Annotated in this window: 23 protein-coding genes; 10 read left to right on the top strand and 13 right to left on the bottom strand. The window is 70.8% G+C overall.

Annotated elements, in window-relative coordinates; all coding sequences use genetic code 11:
* Positions 1 to 4: 4 nt before the first annotated feature.
* On the top strand, positions 5 to 430 hold the full coding sequence (locus tag EDC36_RS07010) for an Hsp20/alpha crystallin family protein (protein ID WP_132962547.1): 426 nt from the start codon (positions 5 to 7) through the stop codon (positions 428 to 430).
* 48 nt (positions 431 to 478) lie between these two features.
* Here EDC36_RS07010 and EDC36_RS07005 read toward each other — a convergent pair whose 3' ends face one another.
* From EDC36_RS07005 to EDC36_RS06995, 3 genes are read right to left on the bottom strand one after another with little or no spacing between them, the layout of a single operon-like run.
* Positions 479 to 1,351 carry a LysR substrate-binding domain-containing protein gene (locus EDC36_RS07005; RefSeq protein ID WP_132962546.1) on the bottom strand — a complete coding sequence of 291 codons (873 nt, stop codon included), beginning with the start codon at positions 1,349 to 1,351 and terminating at the stop codon, positions 479 to 481.
* Between the two features lie 15 nt (positions 1,352 to 1,366).
* Complete coding sequence (gene purU, locus EDC36_RS07000; protein ID WP_132962545.1) at positions 1,367 to 2,215, bottom strand: formyltetrahydrofolate deformylase; 849 nt, start codon at positions 2,213 to 2,215, stop codon at positions 1,367 to 1,369.
* A gap of 46 nt (positions 2,216 to 2,261) precedes the next feature.
* On the bottom strand, positions 2,262 to 3,206 hold the full coding sequence (locus tag EDC36_RS06995) for a ketopantoate reductase family protein (protein ID WP_132962544.1): 945 nt from the start codon (positions 3,204 to 3,206) through the stop codon (positions 2,262 to 2,264).
* 106 nt (positions 3,207 to 3,312) lie between these two features.
* Between EDC36_RS06995 and glmU the strand changes: the two genes are divergently transcribed.
* Positions 3,313 to 4,761 (top strand): bifunctional UDP-N-acetylglucosamine diphosphorylase/glucosamine-1-phosphate N-acetyltransferase GlmU, encoded by a 1,449-nt coding sequence (glmU, locus tag EDC36_RS06990; protein WP_132962543.1) that lies wholly within the window; start codon positions 3,313 to 3,315, stop codon positions 4,759 to 4,761.
* Positions 4,762 to 4,780: 19 nt separating this feature from the next.
* Here glmU and EDC36_RS06985 read toward each other — a convergent pair whose 3' ends face one another.
* Complete coding sequence (locus tag EDC36_RS06985; protein ID WP_132962541.1) at positions 4,781 to 5,236, bottom strand: SH3 domain-containing protein; 456 nt, start codon at positions 5,234 to 5,236, stop codon at positions 4,781 to 4,783.
* 34 nt (positions 5,237 to 5,270) lie between these two features.
* Positions 5,271 to 5,774 (bottom strand): Lrp/AsnC family transcriptional regulator, encoded by a 504-nt coding sequence (locus EDC36_RS06980; protein WP_132962539.1) that lies wholly within the window; start codon positions 5,772 to 5,774, stop codon positions 5,271 to 5,273.
* A 140-nt stretch (positions 5,775 to 5,914) separates the two neighbouring features.
* Between EDC36_RS06980 and glmS the strand changes: the two genes are divergently transcribed.
* Both glmS and EDC36_RS06970 read left to right on the top strand, forming a co-directional pair.
* Positions 5,915 to 7,831, top strand: a complete 1,917-nt coding sequence (gene glmS / locus EDC36_RS06975; RefSeq protein ID WP_132962538.1) for a glutamine--fructose-6-phosphate transaminase (isomerizing) — start codon at positions 5,915 to 5,917, stop codon at positions 7,829 to 7,831.
* Between the two features lie 133 nt (positions 7,832 to 7,964).
* Entirely contained in the window at positions 7,965 to 8,948 is a 984-nt protein-coding gene (locus tag EDC36_RS06970; protein ID WP_243646510.1) for a metal ABC transporter solute-binding protein, Zn/Mn family, read from the top strand.
* Positions 8,949 to 8,958: 10 nt separating this feature from the next.
* Here EDC36_RS06970 and selD read toward each other — a convergent pair whose 3' ends face one another.
* The gene (selD, locus tag EDC36_RS06965; RefSeq protein ID WP_132962536.1) at positions 8,959 to 10,035 is read right to left on the bottom strand and encodes a selenide, water dikinase SelD; all 1,077 of its coding nucleotides are present in this window, start codon (positions 10,033 to 10,035) and stop codon (positions 8,959 to 8,961) included.
* Between the two features lie 69 nt (positions 10,036 to 10,104).
* Here selD and mnmH point away from each other — a divergent pair, with 69 nt between their 5' ends.
* Positions 10,105 to 11,151, top strand: a complete 1,047-nt coding sequence (gene mnmH, locus EDC36_RS06960; protein ID WP_132962535.1) for a tRNA 2-selenouridine(34) synthase MnmH — start codon at positions 10,105 to 10,107, stop codon at positions 11,149 to 11,151.
* Between the two features lie 15 nt (positions 11,152 to 11,166).
* On the opposite strand, the gene ugpQ is transcribed toward mnmH, so the two are convergent.
* The 6 genes from ugpQ to glpD all read right to left on the bottom strand — a co-directional run bounded on the left by ugpQ (position 11,167) and on the right by glpD (position 17,754).
* Positions 11,167 to 11,973 (bottom strand): glycerophosphodiester phosphodiesterase, encoded by an 807-nt coding sequence (gene ugpQ / locus EDC36_RS06955; RefSeq protein ID WP_132962533.1) that lies wholly within the window; start codon positions 11,971 to 11,973, stop codon positions 11,167 to 11,169.
* A gap of 5 nt (positions 11,974 to 11,978) precedes the next feature.
* Positions 11,979 to 12,989, bottom strand: coding sequence for a sn-glycerol-3-phosphate ABC transporter ATP-binding protein UgpC (ugpC, locus tag EDC36_RS06950; protein WP_132962531.1), 1,011 nt, complete (start codon positions 12,987 to 12,989; stop codon positions 11,979 to 11,981).
* Between the two features lie 11 nt (positions 12,990 to 13,000).
* Positions 13,001 to 13,855: a sn-glycerol-3-phosphate ABC transporter permease UgpE gene (ugpE, locus tag EDC36_RS06945; protein WP_132962529.1), complete on the bottom strand. Its 855-nt coding sequence runs from the start codon at positions 13,853 to 13,855 to the stop codon at positions 13,001 to 13,003.
* A gap of 14 nt (positions 13,856 to 13,869) precedes the next feature.
* The gene (gene ugpA / locus EDC36_RS06940) at positions 13,870 to 14,751 is read right to left on the bottom strand and encodes a sn-glycerol-3-phosphate ABC transporter permease UgpA (protein WP_132962527.1); all 882 of its coding nucleotides are present in this window, start codon (positions 14,749 to 14,751) and stop codon (positions 13,870 to 13,872) included.
* 9 nt (positions 14,752 to 14,760) lie between these two features.
* Complete coding sequence (gene ugpB / locus EDC36_RS06935) at positions 14,761 to 16,080, bottom strand: sn-glycerol-3-phosphate ABC transporter substrate-binding protein UgpB (RefSeq protein ID WP_243646509.1); 1,320 nt, start codon at positions 16,078 to 16,080, stop codon at positions 14,761 to 14,763.
* An 81-nt stretch (positions 16,081 to 16,161) separates the two neighbouring features.
* On the bottom strand, positions 16,162 to 17,754 hold the full coding sequence (gene glpD / locus EDC36_RS06930; RefSeq protein ID WP_132962525.1) for a glycerol-3-phosphate dehydrogenase: 1,593 nt from the start codon (positions 17,752 to 17,754) through the stop codon (positions 16,162 to 16,164).
* Between the two features lie 147 nt (positions 17,755 to 17,901).
* Here glpD and EDC36_RS06925 point away from each other — a divergent pair, with 147 nt between their 5' ends.
* The 5 genes from EDC36_RS06925 to EDC36_RS06905 all read left to right on the top strand — a co-directional run bounded on the left by EDC36_RS06925 (position 17,902) and on the right by EDC36_RS06905 (position 23,273).
* Positions 17,902 to 18,702: a DeoR/GlpR family DNA-binding transcription regulator gene (locus tag EDC36_RS06925; RefSeq protein WP_132962523.1), complete on the top strand. Its 801-nt coding sequence runs from the start codon at positions 17,902 to 17,904 to the stop codon at positions 18,700 to 18,702.
* Between the two features lie 34 nt (positions 18,703 to 18,736).
* Positions 18,737 to 20,284: a glycerol kinase GlpK gene (glpK, locus tag EDC36_RS06920; RefSeq protein ID WP_132962521.1), complete on the top strand. Its 1,548-nt coding sequence runs from the start codon at positions 18,737 to 18,739 to the stop codon at positions 20,282 to 20,284.
* Positions 20,285 to 20,310: 26 nt separating this feature from the next.
* Complete coding sequence (gene hyi / locus EDC36_RS06915) at positions 20,311 to 21,087, top strand: hydroxypyruvate isomerase (RefSeq protein WP_132962520.1); 777 nt, start codon at positions 20,311 to 20,313, stop codon at positions 21,085 to 21,087.
* Positions 21,078 to 22,364, top strand: a complete 1,287-nt coding sequence (locus tag EDC36_RS06910) for a glycerate kinase type-2 family protein (protein WP_243646508.1) — start codon at positions 21,078 to 21,080, stop codon at positions 22,362 to 22,364. Before hyi ends, EDC36_RS06910 begins: the two co-directional genes overlap by 10 nt.
* Before the next feature lie 96 nt (positions 22,365 to 22,460).
* Positions 22,461 to 23,273 carry a sulfite exporter TauE/SafE family protein gene (locus EDC36_RS06905; protein WP_132962517.1) on the top strand — a complete coding sequence of 271 codons (813 nt, stop codon included), beginning with the start codon at positions 22,461 to 22,463 and terminating at the stop codon, positions 23,271 to 23,273.
* Here the strand turns inward: EDC36_RS06905 and cobA are convergent.
* Entirely contained in the window at positions 23,192 to 23,962 is a 771-nt protein-coding gene (gene cobA, locus EDC36_RS06900) for a uroporphyrinogen-III C-methyltransferase (protein WP_132962515.1), read from the bottom strand. The genes EDC36_RS06905 and cobA overlap by 82 nt on opposite strands.

Below are 23,962 nucleotides of genomic sequence, written 5' to 3'. Positions count from 1 at the left end.
GACCATGAGCAACCTGTTGCCGCGCCGCATGAGCTTGTTCGATGAATTCTTCCGCGACCTGGCACCGGGCTTTTACATCCGGCCGCTGCACGGCGATCCGCTGCCGCAGCAAATCAAGGTCGATGTGAAGGAAAACGACCAGGCCTACATCATTTCGGCCGAAATGCCGGGGGTGGGCAAGGACAATATCCACGTCACGGTGGAAAACAACCTGGTGACCATCGCCGCTGAAGTCAAGCAAGAAGACGCCCAGCGCGACGGCGAAAAGGTGCTGCACAGCGAGCGCTACTACGGCCAAGTGTCGCGCAGCTTCGCGTTGCCCAGCGACGTGGATGAGTCCGCGGCCAGCGCCAAGTACGACAACGGCGTGCTGACGCTGACGCTGCCGAAGAAGGTGGCGGTGGCCGGCAAGCGCATCCGCATCGAGTGATGCGCCGCGGCGGCCGGTGCGGCCCGGGCATCGGCGGCTGCACCGGCGTCAGGCCAGCGCCTGACGCAGCCAGGCTGCGAAGGTGGCGCACTCCCAACGCTCCATCGCCCCGGCACGCCAGCACAGGTAGTGGGCGTGCGGGCTGGGCACGTTGTGCGGGTACAGCCGCACCAGGGTGCCGTGGTCCAGCCATGGCGCGCCGAGTTTGAGCCGCACCAGCGCCACGCCCATGCCGGCGGCGGCGCCGTCGCACATCAAGCCGATGTCGTTGAACTGCGAGCCGTCGGTCGGCTCGGGCCAGTCCAAATGGTGCGCGGCAAACCACGTGCGCCACGGCTCCAACGGGCTGCGCAGCAGCGGCACACCCTGCAGGTCCTGCGGCGTCTCGAATGGGCCGTGCTGGCGCACGAACGCTGGCGATGCGACCGGGGTGACCACATCCTTGAGGATGCAGATGAACTCCACGTCCTGGTAGCGCCCGGTGCCGAAGCGGATCGTCAGGTCAGCGTCTTCGGCCACCACGTCCAGCAGCGGGATGCTGACCTGCAGCGTGAGGTCGATCTCGGGGTAAGCCTCGGCAAACTGGTGCAGCCGCGGCATCAGGATGGAGCGCGCAAACGTGGGCGTGACCGCCAGCCGCAGCTTGCGCCGCCCGGGCGCGGCGTGCCGGCTCGGAAAGCGCTGCAGCGCCGCCAAGGCTTCGCGCACCTGTGCCAGGTACTCGCTGCCTTCGGTGGTGAGCGAAAAATCGGCGCGACCAAAGAGCTTGACGCCCAGTTGCTCCTCCAGCTGGCGGATGCGATGGCTGACCGCGCTGGGGGTGACGCACAGCTCGTCGGCCGCCTGCGTGACGCTGCGCAGCCGCGCCAGGGCTTCGAACGTCAACAGGCACTGGATGGGCGGAATGCGGGGCGCGGGCATGGGGGCGGGGGCCGTTTAGCGGAACACAACGGTGCGCTGGCCGTTGAGCAGCACGCGGTGCTCGCTGTGCCATTTGACGGCGCGCGCCAGCACCTGGCTTTCGGTGTCGCGGCCAATGGCGGTGAGGTCCTCCACCGTCATGCTGTGGTCCACGCGCGCCACGTCCTGCTCGATGATGGGGCCTTCGTCCAGGTCGGCGGTGACGTAGTGCGCGGTGGCCCCGATCAGTTTGACGCCGCGCTCGTGCGCCTGGTGGTACGGCTTGGCGCCTTTGAAGCTGGGCAAAAAGCTGTGGTGGATGTTGATGGCGCGGCCCGCCAGTTGCTGGCACATGCCATCGGAGAGGATCTGCATGTAGCGCGCCAGCACCACCAGCTCGGCTTGTTCGGACTCGATGATGTCGAGCTGGCGTGCCTCGGCCTGCGCCTTGGTGCCAGGGCTGACCGGAATGTGGTGAAACGGCACGTTGTAGCTGGCCGCGAGCTGGTAAAAGTCACGATGGTTGCTGATGATGGCGCGAATGTCCAGCCGCAGCAGACCGCTTTTCCAGCGAAACAACAGGTCGTTGAGGCAGTGGCCCTGCTGGCTGACGAAGATGACGGTGCGCATGGGTTCGTGCCAAGGGTGCAGCCGGCAGTCCATGCCGTGCTGGTGGCCAAAGCCCTGCACCGCGCCGCGCAGGGTCGTCACCTCTTGCCCCGGGCAGGTGAACTGCACCCGCATGAAAAAGCGCCCACTGTCGCGGTCGTTGAATTGCGCGGCTTCTTCGATGTTGCCGCCCAGCTCCAGCAAAAAGCCCGACACCGCGTGCACGATGCCCGGCCGGTCTTGGCACGAAAGGGTCAGTACGTACGTATCTTGCATACCCGCCATTGTCGCAGCAGCGCCGTCCCGCCGCGTGGGCGGGGCGTTACGCGGCGGCTTCGGCGCGGGCGCGCTGCAGCACGTGCACCAGCGTGGTCAGGGCCTGGTTGACCGGCGCGGTCATGCCGTGCGCGTGCGCCCGTGCCACCACGTGGCCGTTGAGGTGGTCGATCTCGGTGGGGTGGCCGCGCAGCAGGTCGCGCGCGGTGGACGACAGCTGGGTGGCCATGCTGTGGGCGATGCGCTCGACCTCGGTGTGCAGCGCCGCAGCGTCGAGTGCGATGCCCTCGGCCGCGGCCACCGCCACGCACTCCTGCACCACCTGGTCCAGCAGCGCCGGCACGCCCGGCTGCGCCCACAGCCAGCCATAGGGCCGTGCGGCGATGGCTGAGAGCGCGTTGTAAGCGCAGTTGATGACGAGCTTGGTCCACAGCGCCTGCGGCACCTGCGTCGACACCGAGGTCGGCACCCCCGCGTGCGCCAGCGCCGCCTGCACGCGCTCGGCGCCTGCAAACGGCGCCAGCACCAGCTCGCCGCGCCCGTGGTGGCGCACGTACCCCGGCGCTTCCACGCCCGCGGCCACGTACACCACCACCGGCACCACGGGCCGCCCCAGCACGCGCGCCAGCCGCTGGGCGTTGTCCACGCCGTTTTGCAGGCTCAGCACCACCGTGTCGGCGCCCAGGTGGGGCCGCAGCGCCGCGCCCGCGGCTTCGGTGTCGCCGGATTTGACGCACACCAGCACCACGTCGGCACCGGCGGCGGCCTGCGCGTCGCTGGCCACCGCCACGGGGATGCACGCGTCGAACGTGGCGGTGTGCAGCCGCAGGCCACCCTGCGCTTGCACCGCCGCGACGAAGGCCGGCCGTCCGATCAGCACCACCGGCACGCCCGCGCGCGCCAGCAGGCCACCATAGTAGCCGCCGACGGCGCCCGCGCCCAACACGGCAAAGCGCGGCCACGTGGCGGTGGGGTTCGGTACGGTGTTCATCGGGGTGGTGTTGCCGTTGGGACGGGTGAGGCGCTTAGCATAACATAATGCGGTTGGCGTGCGCCAGCCAACCGGGCTGCGCGCCGCCCATCGTACAAGGAGGTTGATGTTGAGCCAGGAACACGCTGGGTACGGGCCGCCGGCGCCGCTGGACGTGGTGATTTTGGCGGCGGGCAAAGGCACGCGCATGAAAAGCCGCATGCCCAAGGTGCTGCACCGCCTGGCCGGGCGGCCGCTGCTCGGGCACGTGCTGGGGCTGGCGCAGGCGCTGGCGGCGCGGCAGGTGGTGGTGGTCACGGGGCACGAAGCCCAAGCCGTGCAGGCCGCGCTGCCGCAGCTGGCGCCGGGCCTGGCGGTGCGCCCGGTGTTGCAGCAGCCCCAGTTGGGCACGGGCCATGCGGTGCAGCAGGCCATGACGGTGCTGGACGACGATGGCGTCGTGCTGGTGCTCAGCGGCGACGTGCCGCTGACCGCGCCGGCCACGCTGCGGGCGCTGCTGCAGGCGCAGGCGGCGGCCGGTACCCAGCACGCGCTGGCGCTGTTGACGGTGACGATGGACGACCCCCACGGCTACGGGCGCGTGCTGCGCGACGCGCAGGGGCGCATCACCGCCATTGTCGAAGAGAAGGACGCCAGCGCCGAGCAACGCCGCATCACCGAGGTGTACAGCGGCATCTTGGCCGCGCCGGCAGCCCGGCTGCGGGCATGGCTGCAGCGGCTCGACAACCGCAACGCCCAGGGCGAGTACTACCTGACCGACGTGGTGCGCCACGCGGTGGCCGACGGCGCAGTGGTGGTGGCGCACCGCATCGACGACGCGGTGCAGGTGGCTGGCGTCAACAGTCCGGCGCAGCTGGCGGCGCTGGAGCGCGCCCACCAGCGCCGCGTGGCCGAGGCGCTGCTGGCGCAAGGGGTGCGGCTGGCCGACCCCGCGCGGCTCGACGTGCGTGGCGAGCTGGTGTGCGCGCCCGATGTCGACATCGACGTCGGCTGCGTCTTTGAAGGCCGTGTCGAACTGGGCGAGGGCGTGCGCGTGGGGGCGTACTGCGTCGTGGCCAACGCGCGCATCGAGGCCGGCGCGCAGCTTGCCCCCTTCACGCACATCGACGGCGGGCGCGAAGGCGTCGTCGTGGGGCCGCGCGCCCAGGTGGGGCCGTTTGCCCGCCTGCGGCCGGGTGCGCAGCTCGGCCCGGAGGTGCACGTGGGCAACTTTGTCGAGATTAAAAACAGCACGCTGGCCGCAGGGGCCAAGGCCAACCACCTGGCCTACCTGGGCGATGCCACCGTGGGCGAGCGCGTCAACTACGGTGCCGGCAGCATCACCGCCAACTACGACGGCGCGCGCAAGCACCGCACCGTCATCGGCGACGACGTGCACGTGGGCAGCAACTGCGTGCTGGTGGCGCCGGTGACGCTGGGGGCGGGGGGCACGATCGGCGCCGGCAGCACCATCACCAAGGACACACCCCCGGGGGCGCTGACCGTGGCGCGCGCCAAGCCGGTCACGGTGCCGGGCTGGCAGCGCCCGCGCAAGGACGGCAGCGCATCGTCCTGACGGTGCCGGTGCGCCGCGCTCACCAGCCCCACAGATGGTCAGCGGCGGCCCACACCGGCTGGCCGTTGGGGCCGCGCAGTTGCACCCAGTCGCCCGCGCGGCGCAGGGTCGGCAGCACGTCGCCGTAACGTGCCGTGCCGACCACGGGGTGTTGGGTGCCCGGACCGCTGCGCAGGTTGAGCACGCGCGCCCGCACCACGTGGTGGCGGGCTGGGCCGGTCAAGGCCGCGGCCACCCAGCCTTCGTCACCTTCGAAGTCGCGCACCTGCAGCCAGCTGCCTTGCCGTTGCAGCACCTGCAGCGGGTAGCCCTGGCGCAGCTGCCAGCGCACCTCGGTGTCGGTGCCCGGCCCGGCACGCAGGTTGACCACCGCCGCCCGCACGCTGACGAGCTCCTGCGCGGCGGTGACCAGCGGCGCCGCCAGCAGCGCCACGACCAATGCGGCGTGGCCCACCCAGCCGGTCAAGTGTTTCATCGTGTGCCTCCACCGGTGACCGAACACCGCATCATCATACGTCAGCCACCATGGCCGTGGGCAACGGCAGACGCGGGTCGAATTTGGCGCGGTGCACGCTGAAGTAGGCCTTGACGTGGCGCACGTTGCCAGCCTGGGTGAACAGGCGCTGCGCCAGCGCGTGGTACGCGGCCATGTCGGGCACCGCGACCACCAGCACGAAGTCCGGCCCGGCGCTGACGCGGTAGCACTGCTGCACCGCGCGCTCGGCCACGGCGCGCTGCTCGAACGCCTGCAGCTGCTCCGCGCCCTGGTGTTCCAGCGCCACTTCGACGATGGCCGTCAGCCCATGGCCCAGCCAGGCGGCCAAGCGTTCCGGGCGCAGCACGACGGTGTGGCGCTCGATCAAGCCAAGCTGCTGCAGCCGACGCACCCGTCGCAGCGCCGTCGGGGCCGACACACCACAGCGTTGCCCCAGCGCCGCCCATGACAGGCTGGCATCGTCTTGCAGCGCGTCCAGCAGTGCGATGTCCACGGTGTCGATGGAATAATCTTTCATATAAGTGTTGCTTATGAAGCTTTATGCGCGTACGTCTGTAGATCAAAAGAATATTCCAAAAGTCACGCGAAATCAAAAGCACATGTCGATCGCTTCGGCGTACGCTGTGACCCATCCATGTCGCAAGGAGGTCAACCGATATGTGTGGCATCGTCGGGGCGGTGGCAACCGCCGACATCGTGGGGGTGCTGGTGCAGGGCTTGCAGCGGCTCGAGTACCGCGGCTACGACTCGTGCGGGTTGGCGTTGCACCTGGGCGCGCCGTTGGCCGACGGCACGGCGCCGGGCCGCGGGCTGTGGCGGGCGCGCAGCACCGCGCGCGTGGCCGAGCTGGCTGCGCAGGTGCAGGGGGTGGCGGCGGCCACTGGCATCGCCCACACGCGCTGGGCCACGCACGGCGCTCCGGCGGTGCACAACGCCCACCCGCATGTCAGCCATGGGCCGGGCGCCGCGGCGGCGCAGCGCCCGCCGCGCGTGGCGCTGGTGCACAACGGCATCATCGAGAACCACGACGCGCTGCGCGCCGAGTTGGAGGCCCTGGGCTACGTGTTCGAAAGCCAGACCGACACCGAGGTCATCGCGCACCTGATCGACAGCCTGTACGCGGGCGACCTGGCCGAGGCCGTGCACCGTGCGGCGCAGCGCTTGCAGGGTGCGTACGCGATCGCCGTGCTGCACCACGACGAGCCGCAGCGCCTGGTGGGCGCGCGCGCGGGCTCGCCGCTGGTGTTGGGCGTGGGTACCGGGGGCGATGGCGTGCCCGCGCCGCTGTACCTGGCCAGCGACGCGTTGGCGCTGGCCGGCGTCACCGACCGCTTCGTTTTTTTGGCCGAAGGCGATGTGGTCGATATCCAGCTGGGCCGCTGGCGTGTGCTGGGGCGCGACGGTGCCCGGCTGGACGACGCGCAGCGTCCGATCAAGACCGTGCAGGTCGGCAGCCAGGACGTGGCGCTGGGCCCGTACCGGCACTACATGCAAAAAGAAATCTTTGAGCAGCCCCGTGCCCTGGCCGACACGCTGGAGGGGGTGGAGGGCATCGTGCCCGAGCTGTTCGACGACCACGGCGTGCGTTCGCGCGCCGCGTGGCGCGTGTTCGACGCCACCCAGCGCGTGCTGATCCTGGCCTGCGGCACCAGCTACTACGCCGGCTGCGTGGCGCGCTATTGGCTGGAGGCCATCGCGGGGGTGCCCACCGCGGTGGAGATCGCCAGCGAGTACCGCTACCGCACGAGCGTCCCCGAGCCCGGCACGCTGGTTGTCACGATCAGCCAAAGCGGCGAGACCGCCGACACGTTGGCCGCGCTGCGCCACGCGCAGGCGCTGGGCCTGACCGACACGCTGACCATCTGCAACGTGGCCACCAGCGCCATGGTGCGCGAGTGCGAGCTGGCCTACGTCACGCGCGCTGGGGTGGAAATCGGTGTGGCCAGCACCAAGGCCTTCACGACCCAACTGGCGGCGCTGTTTTTGCTGACGCTGGCGCTGGCGCAGCGCAAGGGGCGGCTCAGCCCCGAGCAAGAGGCGCAGCACCTGCGCGCCATGCGCCACCTGCCGGCGGCGCTGCAGGCGGTGCTGGCGCTGGAGCCGCAGGTCATCCGCTGGGCCGAGGACTTCGCGGCCAAAGAGCATGCGCTGTTTTTGGGGCGGGGGCTGCACTACCCGATCGCGCTGGAGGGGGCGCTCAAGCTCAAGGAAATCAGCTACATCCACGCCGAGGCATACCCCGCGGGCGAGCTCAAGCACGGGCCGCTGGCGCTGGTGACCAGCGCCATGCCGGTGGTGACGGTGGCGCCCAACGACGCGCTGCTGGAAAAGCTCAAGAGCAACATGCAGGAAGTGCGCGCGCGAGGTGGCGTGCTGTACGTGCTGGCCGACGCCGACACCCACATCACCGCCAGCGAGGGGCTGCACGTGATCCGCATGCCGGAGCACTACGGCGCGCTCAGCCCCATCCTGCACGTGGCGCCGCTGCAGCTGTTGGCCTACCACACCGCGTGCCTGCGCGGCACCGACGTCGACAAGCCGCGCAACCTGGCCAAGAGCGTCACGGTGGAGTAAGGCGCCCCCCTCTTGACAGCTTGGCTACGCTGGTGGGGTGGGGCTGCGTTGGCGCGGGCGGCTGTGGGGGGTGGTTCCCCGCGGGCTGGTTGGTGGGCCGATCCGCGACGCGCCCGATCAGGAGGTACGGTGCATGAAGCTTTGGGACGATGTTCTGGGGATGACCAATGTGCGCCGACGCCCGTGGCTGGCGGCCGCCGGTGCGGCGGCCCTGAGCGTGGCGCTGCCCGTGCGGGCGCAGGCGCCGCTGCCGGTGGTGGCCAGTTTCAGCATCCTGGCCGATTTGGTGCGGCAGGTGGGCGGCGAGCGCGTGCAGGTGCGCGCGCTGGTGGGGCCACAGGCCGACGCGCACGCCTACCACCCGACGCCGGCCGACGTGCGGGCGGTGAGCACGGCGCGTTTGCTGGTTGCCAATGGCCTTGGTTTTGAGGGGTGGCTGGAGCGGCTGATGCGCAGCGCCGGCTACCGCGGCGAGCTGCTGCGCGTCACCGACGGGTTGACGCCGCTGCCGGCGGCCGGGGCCGGCAAGCGCGACGCGGCCCACGCGCACGGTCACGATCACGATCACGATGACGGCGAGCATGACCCGCACGCGTGGCAGGACGTGCGCAACGTCCTGCATTACGTCCAGCGCATTGAGCAGGCGCTGTGCCGGCTGGACGCGGGCGGGTGCGCTGGGTACCGGCAGCGCGCGGCCGACTACCGTGCCCGGCTGCAAGCGCTGGACGACGAGATCCGCGCGGCTTGGCAGGCCATCCCCGCCGCGCAGCGCAAGGTCGTGACTTCGCACGACGCCTTTCGCTACTACGCGCAGGCCTATGGGGTGACGTTTTTGCCCGCCCAGGGCGTGAGCACGGCCAGTGAGCCGTCCGCCGCGGCGGTGGCGCGGTTGATCCGCCACATCAAGGCCGAGGGCGTGCGCGCGGTGTTTGTCGAGCGCTTGAGCGACCCGCGCCTGGTCGAGCGCATCGCGCGCGAAGCCGGCGTGCGTCCGTCGCGGCAGCCCTTGTATTCCGACGCCCTGTCGACCCCCGAAGGGCCGGCGCCGGACTACATCGCGCTGATGCGGCACAACACGCGCGTGCTCACCGAGGCCATCCGCGGCGCAGGCGGCTGAGCCCGCGCCGCTACACCACGCGCACGGTGGCGGGCGCGCCGGGCGGCAGCGCCTCCACCCGGCCGATGACCCAGCCCGGTTGCCCTTGCGCGGCGGCCAGCGCCGCCTGCACCGCGTCCAGCGCCTGCGGCGCGCACGCCACCAGCAGCCCGCCGCTGGTTTGCGGGTCGGTCAGGATGGCTTGCACGGCGCCGCGCTCGTCCGCGGCCACGGCGCCAAGGTCCACCGCGTCGCCGTAACTGGCCCAGTTGCGCCCCGCAGCGCCGGTGGCCACCCCTTGCGCCAGCAACGCGCGGCTGATCGGCAGCACCGGCAACGCACGGGCCTGCACGGTGGCCTGCACCGCCGCGGCGCGGCAGACCTCCAGCAGGTGCCCGGCCAGACCAAACCCGGTCACGTCCGTCATCGCGTGCACGCCCGGCAACGCCCCCAGGGCGGCGCCGGCGCGGTTGAGCAGCGTCGTCCAGCGGCGCATCTCCTGGTAGCCGTCGGCGCTGAGCAGGCCCTTTTTGAGCGCCGCCGACAGCACCCCGATGCCCAGCGGTTTGCCCAGCACCAGCACATCGCCCGGCTGCGCGCCGGCGTTGGTTTTGAGCCGCGCCGGGTGCACCGTGCCGATGGCGGCCAGCCCGTAGATCGGCTCCACCGTGTCGATCGAGTGGCCGCCCGCCAGCACCACGCCCGCTTGGCGGCACACGTCGGCGCCGCCCTGCAACACGCGCCCGATCACCTCGTGCGGCAGTTGGTTGACAGGCATGCCCACCAGCGCCAGCGCCAGCAGCGGCTCACCGCCCATCGCGTACACGTCGGACAGCGCGTTGGTGGCGGCGATGGCGCCAAAGTCGTAGGCGTCGTCCACCACCGGCGTGAAAAAATCGGTCGTGGCCACCAGCGCCAAGTCGTCGCGCAGGCGGTAGACTGCCGCATCGTCGCTGGTGGCCGTGCCCACCAGCAGCTCCGGCGGCATCAGGTGCGCCGGCACCTGGGCCAGCAGGCGTTGCAGCACGGCGGGGGCGATTTTGCAGCCACAGCCGCCGCCGTGGGCCCACTGGGTCAGCCGGTTGGGGTCGCGTGCTTCGCTGGACATGGTGTCGCTCGGGGTGGATGGAGGTTGACCGTCAACACACAGGCCCGCCACCGCATTGGAATCGCAGCCATGGCCCATGCGCCCGCTATTGTGACGCTCGACGCGCTGCACGCGTTCGACACCGTGCTGGACGCGCGCAGCCCCGCGGAGTTCGCGCTGGACCATATCCCCGGTGCGGTCAGCGCCCCGGTGCTCAGCGATGACGAGCGCCGCATCGTCGGCACCCTGTACAAGCAGCGCGGTCCGTTTGAGGCGCGCCGCCTGGGCGGCGTGTGGGTGGCGCGCAACATCGCGCAGCACGTGCAGCGCCTGATGGCGGACAAGCCCGCCGCATGGCGGCCGTTGGTGTACTGCTGGCGCGGCGGGCAGCGCAGCGGCGCCTTCGTGCTGTGGCTGCGGCAAATCGGCTGGGCGGCGGCGCAGCTCCAAGGTGGCTACAAAGCGTACCGGCGCTGGGTGGTGCAGCAGCTCGACGCGCTGCCGCCACGGCTGACGTGGCGGGTGTTGGCCGGCCCCACCGGCAGCGGCAAGACGCGGCTGCTGCACGCGCTGGCGCAGCAAGGCGCGCAGGTGCTGGACCTGGAGGGGCTGGCGCATCACCGCGGCTCGATCCTGGGGGCGTGGCCCGACGGACAGCCGCAACCCAGCCAAAAAGCGTTCGACAGCGCCTTGGTCGACGCGCTGCGCCGCTTGGACCCGACGCGGCCCGTGTGGGTGGAAGCAGAAAGCCGCAAAATCGGCACGGTGCAACTGCCCACGACGCTGGCCGACGCCATCCAGCGTGCGCCGCGCGTCGAGCTCGAAGTGCCCTTTGCCGCTCGCCTGGCGCTGGTGCGGCAGGACTATGCCTGGCTGGGCCGCGACCCCGAGGCGCTGGCGCAGCGGCTGGCGGCCCTGCGTGGCCTGCACCCCAACGACACGCTGCAACGCTGGCAGCGGTGGGCCCGCCAGGGGCGGCTGGACGAGTTGTTCGCCGAGTTGATGGCGCTGCACTACGACCCGCTGTACCGCCGGGCGCTGCCGCGTGGTGTCGCCACGACGGTGTGGCCGCTGCCGGACGTGACGCCCGCGACGCTGCAGGCCACCGCGTGTGCGTGGGTGGCCGCGCACCCTTGAGGGCCGAACGCCGCGTCAACCGGCGGCGGACGCGCCGGGCCCCAACGCGTCGATGCGGTCGCTGATGACGGCGTCCAGCCCCCAGCGCAGCAGCTGCTCGGCGCGGCGCGCGTGGTTGACCGTGTAGGCCAGCGTGCGGTAGCCGGCGGCGCGCTGCTGCTGCAGCAACGTGCGCGTCCACAGACGGTGGTTGAGCACCACCGCCACGCAGCCCAGGCTGCGCGCCACCGCCCAGCAGCCGGGCCACAGGGTGTCGAGCAGCAGCCCGCGCGGCAGGTGCGGGCAGGTGGCCTGGGCGGCCTGCAGCGCCACTGGCTGGAACGAGGTCAGCAGCGGCCACGGCGGGCCGCCGGGTGTGCCTGCGCCGTGGTCGCGCCACAGCGCGTCCACCGCCTGCGCCACGGCGGCGCCGGTGGCGGCCTCGGTGCCGGGGGTGGGTTTGATCTCCAGGTTGAGCAGCGCCCCGCGCGGCAGCGCCCAGGCCACCAGCCGGTCCAGCCGCAGCAGCGGCTCGCCCGCAAACGCGGGGCTGTGCCAACCGCCGGCGTCCAGCCGGGCCAGCGCGTCCCACGCCAGCTCACCGGCGATGCCGTGGCCGTTGGTGGTGCGCTGCAGCGTCGCGTCGTGCAGCAAAAACGGCACCCCGTCGGCGCTGAGCTTGACGTCGCACTCGAAGGCGCGCCAGCCGTGGCGCCAGCCGAGCTCGAACGCGGCCAGGGTGTTTTCCGGGGCCAGCTTGCCGGCGCCGCGGTGCGCGATCCAGCGCGGCCACGGCCACGCCGGCATGGCGCTGGGGCTGGGGGCGTCGAGGTCGGCGGCCATGGGCCTCACCCCACGCGCTGGCCGCTGGCGCGGTCGAACTGGTGCACGCGCTCGGGCAGCGGTTGCACGTGCAGCACGTCGCCCGGCGCCGGGTGGCAGGGGTCGGATTCGGCCACGCGCACCGTGATGGCCTGCCCGTGCGTGTGGCCGTGGATCAGCCGCTCGGCCCCCAGCAGCTCCACCGCCTCCACGGTGACCGGCCAGCCCTCGCTGCCAACGCGCAGGTGCTCGGGCCGAATGCCCAGCCAACGCCCTGCCTGGCTGCCGGGCACATCGTGCAGCAGGTTCATGGCCGGCGAGCCGATGAAGGTGGCCACGAACGTGGTCGCCGGGCGGTGGTACACCTCCTCCGGCGTGCCAAACTGCTCCATGCGGCCGGCGTTCATCACCATCACACGCTGCGCCAGCGTCATCGCCTCGACCTGGTCGTGGGTGACGAACAGGCTGGTGATGCCCAGCGTGCGGTGCAGCTTTTGGATTTCGAGCCGGGTTTGCACGCGCAGCTTGGCGTCCAGGTTGGACAGCGGCTCGTCGAACAAAAACACCTGCGGGTGGCGCACGATGGCGCGCCCCATGGCCACGCGCTGACGCTGCCCGCCCGACAACTGCCGCGGCTTGCGCTGCAGCAGGTGGCCCAGCTCCAGGATGCGCGCCGCTTCTTCGACGCGACGGCGGATGTCGTCGCGCGGCACGCCACGCAGCTTCAGGCCGTAGGCCATGTTGTCGAACACGCTCATGTGCGGGTACAGCGCGTAGTTCTGGAACACCATCGCGATGTCGCGCGCCGCGGGCTCCAGATCGTTGACCACGCGCTGGCCGATGCGGATCGTGCCCGCGGAGATGGTTTCCAGCCCCGCCACCATGCGCAGCAGCGTGGATTTGCCGCAGCCCGAGGGGCCGACGATGACCACGAACTCGCCATCGCCGATCTCGGCGCTGAGGCCATGGATCGCGGTGACGTGCTGGCGGCCGTGTTCGTAGCGTTTGACGACGTTGTCGAAGTGCAGGGATGCCATGAGGGTTGGGGTTATTTCTCGCTGTCCACCAGGCCTTTGACGAACCACTTTTGCATCGCCAGCACGACGATGGCCGGTGGCAGCATGGCCAGCATCGCGGTGGCCATGACGATGTTCCACTCGGTGTAGGCCTCACCGGTGATGAGCCGCTTGATGCCGAGCACGATCGGGTACATCGACTCGTCGGTGGTGACCAGCAGCGGCCACAGGTACTGGTTCCAGCCGTAGATGAATTGGATCACGAACAGCGCCGCCATCGAGGTGCGCGACATCGGCAGCAGCACATCCCAGAAAAACCGCATCGGGCCGGCGCCATCGACCCGCGCGGCCTCGACCAACTCGTCCGGGATGGTCATGAAAAACTGCCGGAACAAAAACGTCGCCGTGGCCGAGGCGATCAGTGGCACCGTCAGGCCGGCGTAGGTGTTGAGCAGCCCCAGGCCGGCGATGACCTCGTAGGTGGGGCCGATGCGCACCTCCACCGGCAGCATCAGCGTGACGAAGATGGCCCAAAACACCAGCTTGCGCAGCGGGAAGCGAAAGTACACGATGGCAAACGCCGACAGCAGCGAGATCGCGATCTTGCCCAGCGCGATGGTCAACGCCATCGCCAGGCTGACGCCCATCATCGGCAGCCCCGGCGCAAAGCGGCTGCCGGCGCTGGTCTCGCCACCGAGCAGCGCCAGGCGGTAGTTGGTCAGCATCTGGTCGCCGGGCAGCAGCGACAGCGGGGCGCTGGTGGCGATCTGTTCGGCGCTTTGCGTCGAGGCCACCCACGTCAGGTACACCGGAAAGGCGATCACCGCCACGCCCAGCAGCAACAGGGCGTGGGCCAAGGCGTCGAGCCAGGGACGTCGTTCAACCATGGTGCTTTGGGGGGTCAGTATTGGACTTTGCGCTCGATGTAGCGGAACTGCACCACGGTCAGCGCGATGACGATGGCCATCAGCACGACCGACTGCGCGGCCGAGCCACCCATGTCCAGCGCTTTGAAGCCGTCGTAGTACACCTTGTACACGAGGATGGCGGTGTCTTTGCCGGGGCCGCCCTGCGTGGTGGCGTCGACGATGGCGAAGGTGTCAAAAAACGCGTAGACGACGTTGATGACCAGCAGGAAAAACGTCGTCGGCGACAGCAGCGGAAAGACAATGGTCCAAAAGCGCCGCCAGGGGCTGGCGCCGTCCAGCGTGGCCGCTTCGATCAGCGAGCGCGGGATGGCTTGCAGCCCCGCCAGGAAAAACAAAAAGTTGTACGACACCTGCTTCCACACTGCGGCCAGCACGATCAGTGTCAGCGCGTGCTGGCTGTTGAGGCGGTGGTTCCATTCGATGCCGACGTGCTGCAGCGCCCAGGCCACCACGCCCATCGGCGAGGCGAACATGAACATCCACAGCACACCGGCCACCGCCGGCGCCACCGCGTAGGGCCAGATCAGCAGCGTGCGGTACCAGCGCGCGCCGCGCACGACGCGGTCGGCCATCACCGCCAGCAGCAGCGACACCGCCAGCCCCACCACCGCCACCAGCGCGGAAAAGACCGCGGTGACCTGAAACGACTGCAGGTAGGTCTCGTCGGCCAGCAGCCGGCGGAAGTTGTCCAGCCCGACGAAGGTGACGCTGCCGCCGAAGGCGTCTTGCTCCAGCACGCTTTGCAGCAGCGCCTGCGCCGCCGGCCAAAAGAAAAACACCCCGACGATGGCCAGTTGCGGCGCCACCAGCAGCCACGGCAGCCAGCGGGCGTGGAAGTGAACCCGTTTATCCACGCCGCGCCGTCACAGTTTGCCTTGGTTGGCGCGCTGGAAGCGCTCCAGCTGTTCGTTGCCACGGCGCACCGCGTCGTCCAGCCCCTGCTTGGCGCTCTTTTTGCCGGCCCAGACCTGCTCCATCTCCTCGTCGATGATGGTGCGGATCTGCACGAAGTTGCCCAAGCGGATGCCGCGCGACTTGTCGGTGGTTTTGCGGATCATCTGCTCCACCGAGACGTCGGTGCCGGGGTTTTGCTTGTAAAAGCCCGATTTTTCGGTCAACTCGTAGGCTGCCTTGGTCACCGGCAGGTAGCCGGTGCGCTGGTGGCTCTTGGCCGCCACCTCGGGCTTGGACAGGTGCGCGAGGAACTGGGCCACGCCCTTGTAGTCGGCGTCCTTTTTGCCCGCCATCACCCACAGGCTGGCGCCGCCGATGACGGTGTTTTGCGGCGCGCCGGGCACGTCGGGGTAGTACGGCAGCGTGGAAATGCCGAAGTCGAACTTGGCGTTGCGCTTGACGTTGCCGTACAGCGCCGACGAGCCGGTCATCATCGCGCACTCGCCCGAGACGTAGGTGGCATCGGCCGCGTTGCCGCGCCCTTTGTAGACAAACAAGCCTTGTTTGGCCATGTTGGCCAGGTTTTCGATGTGGCGCACGTGCAGCGGGCTGTTGAAGGCCAACCGCGCGTCCAGGCCGCCAAAGCCGTTGTTCTTGGTGGCGAACTCGACGTTGTGCCAGGCCGAGAAGCTTTCCAGCTGCGTCCAGCTCTGCCAGCTGGTCGTGAACGGGCACTTGTGGCCGCTGGCTTTGAGCTTGGCCGCGGCCAGGGCCACCTCCGGCCAGCTCTTGGGCGCCTTGTTGGGGTCCAGCCCGGCGGCCTTGAAGGCGTCCTTGTTGTAGTGCAACACCGTGGTCGAGCTGTTGAACGGGAAGCTCAGCATCTGGCCGTTGGGGGCGGTGTAGTAGCTCTTGACGGCGTCCACGTAGGCGTTGGGGTCGAAGGACGCGCCGGCCTTTTTCATCACCTCGGCCACTGGCACGATGGCGTTGCGGCTGGCCATCATCGTGGCGGTGCCCACTTCGAACACCTGCAGGATGTGCGGCGCGTTGCCGGCGCGAAACGCCGCGATGGCCGCGGTCATCGACTCGTCGTAGCTGCCCTTGAAGACCGGCACCACCTTGTAGTCCTTCTGGCTGGCGTTGAACTCGGCGGCCAGGTCGTTGACCCATTCGCCCAAGGCGCCACCCATCGAGTGCCACCAGACGATTTCGGTTTGGGCGTGGGCGCTGGCGATGCCAGCAGCGGCCAGCGTGGCGGCCATCAGGCGCTTGAGCGGCAGTGTCATCACGGCTCCTTGATCAGACAGAGATGCAAAACGAACCTTCAAACGAAAGGCTACGCGAGTATGCGAACACCGGATGACAGTTTAGTGACATCCAGCCCCGCGCTCCAAGGGGGCTAGGGGTTTGTCCGGGGGTGGCAGGCGTTGCAGCCAGTCCGCCACGGCCGTGCGCTGCGCCGCCTCCAGGTGCAGCCCCAGCTTGGTGCGTCGCCACAGCACGTCGTCGGCGTCGCGCGCCCATTCGCGCCGGTGCAGGTGTTGCAGCTCGGCTTCGAACAGGCCGGGGGCGACTTGGCGTCCGAGGTCGTGCGGTCCACGCGCCGGCTCCAGCCAGTCCAGCGCCAACGTGCCGTAGGCGCGCGCCCAACGGTGAACCACGGCGGCGTCCAGCCACGGCCAGCGCCGCTGCAGGTGCGCGCGGTAGCGTTGCAGGGCCTGCATCGGCGTCGCGCATGGGCCCACGACGCGCTCCAGATCCCCGCCGGGCAGCGGCGCCGCGCGGGTCCAAGGCGCGCCGCGCAAGGCCAGCGGTGCGGCCAAGCGCTGGGCCGCTTCCTCGGCCAGCGTGCGAAAGGTGGTGATTTTGCCGCCCCACACCGTCAGCAACGGCGCGCCCGCGGTGTCGAGCTCCAGGCGGTAGTCGCGCGTGACGGCCGCCGGGTTGCCGTGCTCGTCGTCCAGCAGCGGACGCACGCCGCTGTAATGCCACACCACGTCGTCGGGGGTGATGGCGCGACGAAAGTAGCGGCTGACTTCGGCGCACAGGTAGGCGGTTTCATCGGCGTCGATGGCCACCGCGTCCAGGCCGGCGTGATGCTCCACGTCGGTGGTGCCCACCAGCGTGTAGCGCTGCTCGAAGGGGATGGCGAAGATGACCCGCCGGTCGCGCGCCTGCAGCAGGTACGCAGCGTCGTGCGCGAACAGGCGCGGCACCACGATGTGGCTGCCGCGCACCAGGCGCAGGTGGCGCTGCGGCGGCAGGCCGGCGTGTTCGCGCAGCAGTTGCTCGGCCCACGGACCGGCGGCGTTGACGACGGCGCGGGTGCGCACCGTGACAGGGGCGCCGCCATCGGGCTGCAGCGTGACCATCCAGTGCTGCGCGTGCCGCTGCAGCCCGGTGCAGCGCGTGCGCGGCGCCACCACCGCGCCGCGCTGGGCGGCGTCCAGCGCGTTGAGCACCACCAGGCGGGCGTCGTCCACCCAGCCATCGGCGTAGGCAAAGGCGCGCGTCCAGCCGTCGCGCAGTGGCTGGCCGGCGGGGTGCTGACGCAGGTCCAACGCCGTGCTGGCCGGCAGCAGCTCGCGCCGCGCCAGGTGGTCGTACAGCCACAGCCCGATGCGAATCATCCACGCCGGGCGCATCCCAGGGTCGTGCGGCATCACGAAGGTCAGCGGCTGGATCAGGTGCGGCGCGGCGCGCAGCAGCACCTCGCGTTCCTGCAGCGCCTTGCGCACCAGACCAAACTCACCGTACTCCAGGTAGCGCAGCCCACCGTGGATCAGCTTGGTGGACGCCGACGACGTGTGCGCCGCGAGGTCGTGTTGCTCGACCAGCAACACCCGTGCGCCACGGCCGGCCAAGTCGCGTGCGATGCCGCAGCCGTTGATGCCGCCGCCGACGACCACAGCGTCGAACAGTGGGCCCTGGGGAGGGAGCGAAGGGGCGTTGGTGTCCATCGGTGAAGCCAAGCGCAAGGTGGGCACGCCAACCAGGTCGAGGGCGCGCGGAGATGGTTCGATTGTATTCGGTACTGTTCGTTTATGTTGCTTGTTGGGGTGTATCCCGATGGGCGTTGCCGCCGCCACGCGGCACAATGGCAGGCCATGCACGAACCCACCGTCGGGCGCCGGCGACGCGCCCTCAACCCCCGCCAAAGCGAGTTGTTGGCCGCCGTGCGCCAGGCCGGCGCCTTGTCCATCGAGGCGCTGGCGCAGCGCTTTGGGGTCACGCTGCAAACCGTGCGGCGCGACGTGCGCCAGTTGGAGCAACTGGGCCTGCTGGCGCGCTTCCACGGCGGGGTGCGCACGCCCGTGTCCACGGTGGAAAACCTGGCCTACACCCAGCGCCAGACGCTCAACGCCGCGGCCAAGGAAGCGATCGCGCGCGCCGTGGCGCGTGACGTGCCGCCAGGCTGCTCGCTGATGCTCAACCTCGGCACCACGACCGAGGCGGTGGCCCGCGCCCTCGTGCAGCACCGCGGCCTGCGCGTCATCACCAACAACCTCAACGTCGCCGCCATCCTGGCCGACAACCCCGACTGTGAGGTCGTCATCGCCGGCGGCGTGGTGCGTGCGCGCGACCGCGGCATCGTGGGCGAGGTCACGATCGACTTTTTGCGCCAGTTCCGCGTCGACATCGCGCTCATCGGCATTTCGGGCATCGAAGCCGACGGCACGCTGCGCGACTACGACGTGCGCGAAGTGCGCGTGGCGCGCACCATCATCGAGCACGCGCGCCAGGTCTGGCTGTGCGCCGACCACAGCAAGTTTGGCCGCCCGGCCATGGTGGAGGTGGGCCACATCAGCGAGCTGACGCGGGTGTACACCGACCGTGCGCCGCCGGCGCCGTTCGACGCCATGCTGCGCGAGGCGGACGTGGCCTGCGTGGTCGCGACGGCGGGCTGAAGCCCACAGCCCCACGAGGGACGAGGAGCATCCGATGGCTTTGTTGCTGGCCCTGGACCAGGGCACCACAAGCTCGCGCAGCATTGTGTTCGACGCCGAAGGGCGCATCGTGGCCGTGGCGCAGCGCGAGCTGACCCAGCACTACCCCCAGCCCGGCTGGGTGGAGCACGACCCCGAGGAGCTGTGGGCCACCCAACGCGCTACCCTGGTCGACGTGCTGCGCCAGCTTGGGCCGCGCGTGCGCGAGCTGCGGGCGCTGGGCATCACCAACCAGCGCGAAACCACCGTGGTGTGGGAGCGCGCCAGCGGCCGCCCGGTGCATCGCGCCATCGTCTGGCAAGACCGCCGCGCCGAGCAGGCCTGCGCGCGCTGGCGCGACCAAGGCTTGCAGCCGCTGGTGCAAGCCACCACCGGCTTGCGGCTGGACGCGTACTTTTCGGCGGGCAAGCTGCGCTGGCTGCTGGACCATGTGCCGGGCCTGCGTGCCCGTGCTGAGCAGGGCGAACTGGCCTGCGGCACCGTGGACAGCTGGCTGCTGTGGCGGCTGACCGGCGCGCGCGTGCACGCCACCGACGTCAGCAACGCCGCGCGCACGCTGCTGTGGGACGTGCGCACCGGCGCCTGGAGCGAGGCGCTGCTGCGCGCGTTCGAGGTGCCTGCCGCGTGGCTGCCCAGCGTTCATCCGTCGAGTCACGTCTTTGGCGAGCTTGACCCCACGGTGCTGGATGACCCCGAGCTGGCGTCCCGGCTGCCACCGCTGCCGATGGGCGGCGTGGCCGGCGACCAGCAGGCGGCGTTGTTTGGGCAGGCGTGCTTCGAGCCCGGGCTGGCCAAAAACACCTACGGCACCGGCTGCTTCATGCTGCTGCACACCGGTGGGCACTGGCCCGCGTCGCAGCACGGGCTGTTGACCACCGCCGCGGCGCAGGCGGGGGCGTCAACGGCGTACGCGCTGGAAGGCAGTGTCTTCGTCGGCGGGGCGGTGGTGCAATGGCTGCGCGATGGCCTGGGCATCATCCGCAGCAGCGCCGAGGTGCAGGCGCTGGCCGAGCGCGTGCCCGACAGCGGCGGCGTGGCGCTGGTGCCGGCCTTCACGGGGCTGGGCACGCCGCACTGGCAGCCCCACGCGCGCGGCGCCATCGTGGGCCTGAGCCGCGGCAGCACCGCGGCGCACATCGCGCGCGCGGCGCTGGAGTCGATCGCGCTGCAAAGCGCCGAGCTGCTGCAAGCCATGAATGCCGACGCCCAAGCCGCTGGCGGCGCCCCCGTGCGCGAGCTGCGCGTCGACGGTGGCGCGGCCGTCAACGACCTGTTGATGCAGTACCAGGCCGACCTGCTGGGCATACCCGTGCTGCGCCCCGCCGTGACCGAGACCACGGCCCTGGGGGCCGCCTGGCTGGCCGGCCTGCAAGCGGGCGTGTACCGCAGCCTGGACGAGCTGCGCGCGCTGTGGCGCGTGCAGCGCCGCTTCGAACCGCAGCGACCGCGCGCCTGGGCCGAGGGCGAAATGGCACGCTGGCAGCGCGCCGTGCGGCAGGTGTTGGCGGGGGTGGACACGCCCGGCGGCTGCGCCTCGGGCTGAGGCGTGGCTGCGCTACGATGCGCCCCATGCCACGCTTCGCCGCCAACCTGTCGCTGCTGTTCACCGAATACCCGCTGCTGCAACGGGTGCAAGCGGCGGCGCGCGCGGGCTTTGCCGCGGTCGAGGTGCAGTTCCCCTACGAGCACGAGCCCGACGCTTGGCGTGCCGCCTTGGACGGGGCTGGCGTGCCGTTGGTGTTGCACAACCTGCCCGCCGGTGACTGGGCGGCGGGCGAGCGCGGCATCGCCTGCCACCCGGACCGCATCGACGAATTCCGTGCCGGCGTGCAGCACGCCCTGCGCTGGGCGGTGCCGCTGCAGGTGCCGCGCCTCAACGTCATCGCGGGCGTGGCGCCGGCGCACGTGCCCCAGGTCGAGGCCCGCCAGGTTCTGATCGACAACCTGCGCTACGCGGCGCGGCAGCTGCAGCCGCACGGCATCCAGCTGCTGCTGGAGCCGATCAACACCTTCGACATCCCGGGCTTTTTCGTGCACCGCACCGTGCAGGCGCTGGACATCGTGGACGACGTGGGCGAGCCCAACGTGGCGTTGCAGTACGACCTGTACCACGCCCAACGCATGGAGGGCGAGCTGATCGGCACGTTGCGGCGCCACATGGCGCGCATCGGGCATGTGCAAATCGCCGACAACCCGGGGCGTCACGAGCCCGGCAGCGGTGAAATCCGCTGGGAAGCGGTGCTGGACGAACTTGACCGGCTGGGCTACACGGGTTGGGTGGGGTGCGAGTACCGCCCCGCCGCCGGCACCGAGGCCGGCTTGGGATGGATGCAACGATGGCGCTGAAACACGACCCCCGCGCCCTGCTGCGCGCCCTGTTCGAGGCGGCGGTTCGGCGCGCCCAACCCGCGCATGTGCTGCCCGCGTGGCTGCCTGCGCCGCCGCGCGGACGCACGCTGGTGCTGGGCGCGGGCAAAGCCAGCGCGGCCATGGCCGCCGTGGTGGAGGCGGCCTGGCCTGCGCACCGGCCGCTGCACGGCTTGGTGGTGACCCGCTATGGCCACACGCCGCCGGGGGTGGGCGGCGGGCGCATCACCGTCGTGGAAGCGGCGCACCCGGTGCCGGACCAAGCGGGTTGGGACGCCGCCCAGCGCATGCTGGCGCTCACCCAGGGCCTGACCGCCGACGACCTGGTGCTGTGCCTGATTTCGGGGGGCGGCTCGGCGCTGCTGCCGCTGCCGCAGCCGGGCCTGTCGTTGGCGGACGTGCAGGCCATTGGGCGTGCGCTGCTGCTCAGCGGCGCGTCGATCGACGAAATGAACACCGTGCGCAAGCACCTGAGCGCCATCCAGGGCGGCAGGCTGGCGGCGGCGTGCGCGCCGGCCAAAGTGATCACGCTGGCCATCAGCGACGTGCCGGGGGATGACCCGGCGGTGATCGCCAGCGGCCCCACGGTGCCCGACCCCACCACCTGCGCCGAGGCGCTGGCCATCGTGCAGCGCTACGGCATCGAAGTGCCCGAGGTGGTACGCGATGCCTGGCGCAGCGGGCGGTGGGAAACGCCCAAGCCCGGCGACCCCCGGCTGGCCGGGGCCGAAGTGCACCTGATCGCCACCCCGTGGGACAGCCTGTGCGCAGCCGCCGAGGCGGCGCGCCAAGCGGGGCTGGCGGCCCACCTGCTGGGGGATGACGTCGAGGGCGAGAGCCGCACCGTCGGGCAGGTGCACGCGGCGCTGGCGCGCAGCGTGGCGCGGCGCGGGCAGCCATGGGCGGGGCCGTGCGTGTTGCTGTCGGGCGGTGAAACCACCGTGACGGTCAGCGGGCCGGCGGGGCGCGGCGGGCGCGCGACGGAGTTTTTGCTCGGCTGCGCGCTGGCCCTGCAGGGCGAGCCGCGCGTGTGGGCGCTGGCGGCGGACACCGACGGTATCGATGGCAGCGAAGACAACGCCGGCGCGTTCGTGACCCCCGACACGCTGGCGCGGGCGCGCGCGGCCGGCCTGCCGCCGCGCGCGTACCTGGAGGCGCACGATGCGTACAGCTTGTTCGCCGCGCTGGGCGACCTGCTGGTCACCGGGCCCACGCACACCAACGTCAACGATTTTCGTGCGCTGCTGGTGTTGTGAGGGCGTCCGACGCGCCGCTACCTTATAGCGGCAAGGCATAAACAAACGCCAAAAAAGTTGTTCGTTTTGGACGGTGTTGCGCCTACAGTGCGCCCCATGATCGAAGGGACGTACATCGTGGGCGGGGCCGTGGTCGGCTTCATCGTGGGTTTGACGGGGGTGGGCGGAGGCTCGTTGATGACCCCGTTGCTGATCTACGGGTTTGGGGTCCAACCCCAGCTGGCGGTGGGGACCGATTTGCTGTTTGCCGCTGCCACCAAGGGGGCGGGGGCGGTGTCGTTCGCGCGCCATGGCCTGGTGCCGTGGCGCGTGGTGGCCCAGCTCACCGGCGGTGGGGTGTTGGGCACGCTGCTGATGCTGGCGGTGCTGGCGCACGTGGGGGCCACGAACCCCGCCGTGCAGCACGCGATGAAGGTCACGTTGGGCGTGATGCTGCTGCTGACCGCGGCGGCCACCGCCTACAAGGTGCTGCGTGCGGGGTGGTGGTGGCGCAGCCACGCCGATCGTTCGGTGGTGCGCACCGTGGTGCCTGCCGGGCAACAAGAGCGCCCGCGCTGGCCAGGCGCGGCGGTGGTGATGGGCGCGCTCATCGGCGCGCTGGTGACGTTGACATCGGTGGGGGCGGGCGCCATCGGGGTGGCGGTGCTGATGGTGCTGTACCCGCACCTGCCGCTGGCGCGCCTGGTGGCGGCGGACGTGACCTACGCGGTGCCGCTGACGCTGCTGGCGGGGTTGGGCCACGCCACGCTGGGCACGGTGGACTGGAGCTTGCTGGGTTGGTTGCTGGCCGGCTCGCTGCCCGGCATTTGGCTGGGCAGCCGCTTGGTTCAATGGGCGCCGGTGGCGCTGGTGCGTTCGCTGCTGTCGGTGCTGCTGACCTGGGTGGGGGTCAAGCTGGTGTTGTCGTGAGGGGGCAAGGCCCCCGTGCCGACGATGACCACCGTCGGCCGCCCACTGTGCAGCACGCTGGCCTGGGCCAGGGTGGCCACGGTGTGCTGGGTGTGGATGGCGTCGGGCCAGCCGGCGCGCGACACCACCGCCACCGGCGTGTCGTCGGCCCAACCGGCGGCGCGCAGTTGCCGCGCCAGCGCGCCGAGTTGTTTGCCCGCCATGTACAGCACCTCGGTGGCGGCGTGCCGCTGGGCTTGCAGGGCGCCTTCGCGTGTCATCGCGGTGGTCAGCGCGACGCTGCGGCCGCGGCCGCGGCGGGTCAGCGGGCGTTGCGCGTCGGCCGCGGCCGCCAGCGCGGCGGTGACGCCCGGCACCACCACGGTGGCGTGGCCAGCCGCTTGTGCGACGGCCAGCTCCTCCTCCAGCCGGCCAAACACGCTCGGGTCGCCGCCTTTGAGGCGCACCACGCAGCCCACCCGCGCCGCATGGTGCAGCAGCAGCGCGTGGATGACCTCTTGCGCGGTGCTGCGCGCAAAGCCGCGCTTGCCGACATCGACCCACTGGGCCTGGGGCGCCAGCGCACGCAGGCCGGGGTCGGTGAGGGCATCGGCCAGCACGACGTCGGCCTGGGCCAGCCAACGTGCCCCACGCAGGGTGATGAGGTCGGCGCTGCCCGGCCCTGCGCCGACAAAGGCCACGGTGGCCAC

Source organism: Tepidimonas ignava, from assembly GCF_004342625.1.
In the GTDB taxonomy this organism is placed as follows: Bacteria; Pseudomonadota; Gammaproteobacteria; order Burkholderiales; family Burkholderiaceae_C; genus Tepidimonas; species Tepidimonas ignava.
The sequence above is the reverse complement of the archived record's forward strand: the minus strand, read 5'-3'. Positions and strand labels throughout refer to the sequence as shown.

Coding starts and splice junctions, on each gene's coding strand:
- mnmH (WP_132962535.1), top strand. CDS start 10,105: ATGGCCCATGCGCCCGCTATTGTGACGCTCGACGCGCTGCACGCGTTC.
- glpD (WP_132962525.1), bottom strand. CDS start 17,754: ATGGACACCAACGCCCCTTCGCTCCCTCCCCAGGGCCCACTGTTCGAC.
- EDC36_RS07005 (WP_132962546.1), bottom strand. CDS start 1,351: ATGCCCGCGCCCCGCATTCCGCCCATCCAGTGCCTGTTGACGTTCGAA.
- ugpB (WP_243646509.1), bottom strand. CDS start 16,080: ATGACACTGCCGCTCAAGCGCCTGATGGCCGCCACGCTGGCCGCTGCT.
- ugpQ (WP_132962533.1), bottom strand. CDS start 11,973: ATGGCCGCCGACCTCGACGCCCCCAGCCCCAGCGCCATGCCGGCGTGG.
- EDC36_RS06995 (WP_132962544.1), bottom strand. CDS start 3,206: ATGAACACCGTACCGAACCCCACCGCCACGTGGCCGCGCTTTGCCGTG.
- EDC36_RS06980 (WP_132962539.1), bottom strand. CDS start 5,774: ATGAAAGATTATTCCATCGACACCGTGGACATCGCACTGCTGGACGCG.
- ugpC (WP_132962531.1), bottom strand. CDS start 12,989: ATGGCATCCCTGCACTTCGACAACGTCGTCAAACGCTACGAACACGGC.
- hyi (WP_132962520.1), top strand. CDS start 20,311: ATGCCACGCTTCGCCGCCAACCTGTCGCTGCTGTTCACCGAATACCCG.
- EDC36_RS06925 (WP_132962523.1), top strand. CDS start 17,902: ATGCACGAACCCACCGTCGGGCGCCGGCGACGCGCCCTCAACCCCCGC.
- EDC36_RS06985 (WP_132962541.1), bottom strand. CDS start 5,236: ATGAAACACTTGACCGGCTGGGTGGGCCACGCCGCATTGGTCGTGGCG.
- EDC36_RS06910 (WP_243646508.1), top strand. CDS start 21,078: ATGGCGCTGAAACACGACCCCCGCGCCCTGCTGCGCGCCCTGTTCGAG.
- EDC36_RS07010 (WP_132962547.1), top strand. CDS start 5: ATGAGCAACCTGTTGCCGCGCCGCATGAGCTTGTTCGATGAATTCTTC.
- glmS (WP_132962538.1), top strand. CDS start 5,915: ATGTGTGGCATCGTCGGGGCGGTGGCAACCGCCGACATCGTGGGGGTG.
- glmU (WP_132962543.1), top strand. CDS start 3,313: ATGTTGAGCCAGGAACACGCTGGGTACGGGCCGCCGGCGCCGCTGGAC.
- glpK (WP_132962521.1), top strand. CDS start 18,737: ATGGCTTTGTTGCTGGCCCTGGACCAGGGCACCACAAGCTCGCGCAGC.
- EDC36_RS06970 (WP_243646510.1), top strand. CDS start 7,965: ATGAAGCTTTGGGACGATGTTCTGGGGATGACCAATGTGCGCCGACGC.
- purU (WP_132962545.1), bottom strand. CDS start 2,215: ATGCAAGATACGTACGTACTGACCCTTTCGTGCCAAGACCGGCCGGGC.
- ugpE (WP_132962529.1), bottom strand. CDS start 13,855: ATGGTTGAACGACGTCCCTGGCTCGACGCCTTGGCCCACGCCCTGTTG.
- EDC36_RS06905 (WP_132962517.1), top strand. CDS start 22,461: ATGATCGAAGGGACGTACATCGTGGGCGGGGCCGTGGTCGGCTTCATC.
- selD (WP_132962536.1), bottom strand. CDS start 10,035: ATGTCCAGCGAAGCACGCGACCCCAACCGGCTGACCCAGTGGGCCCAC.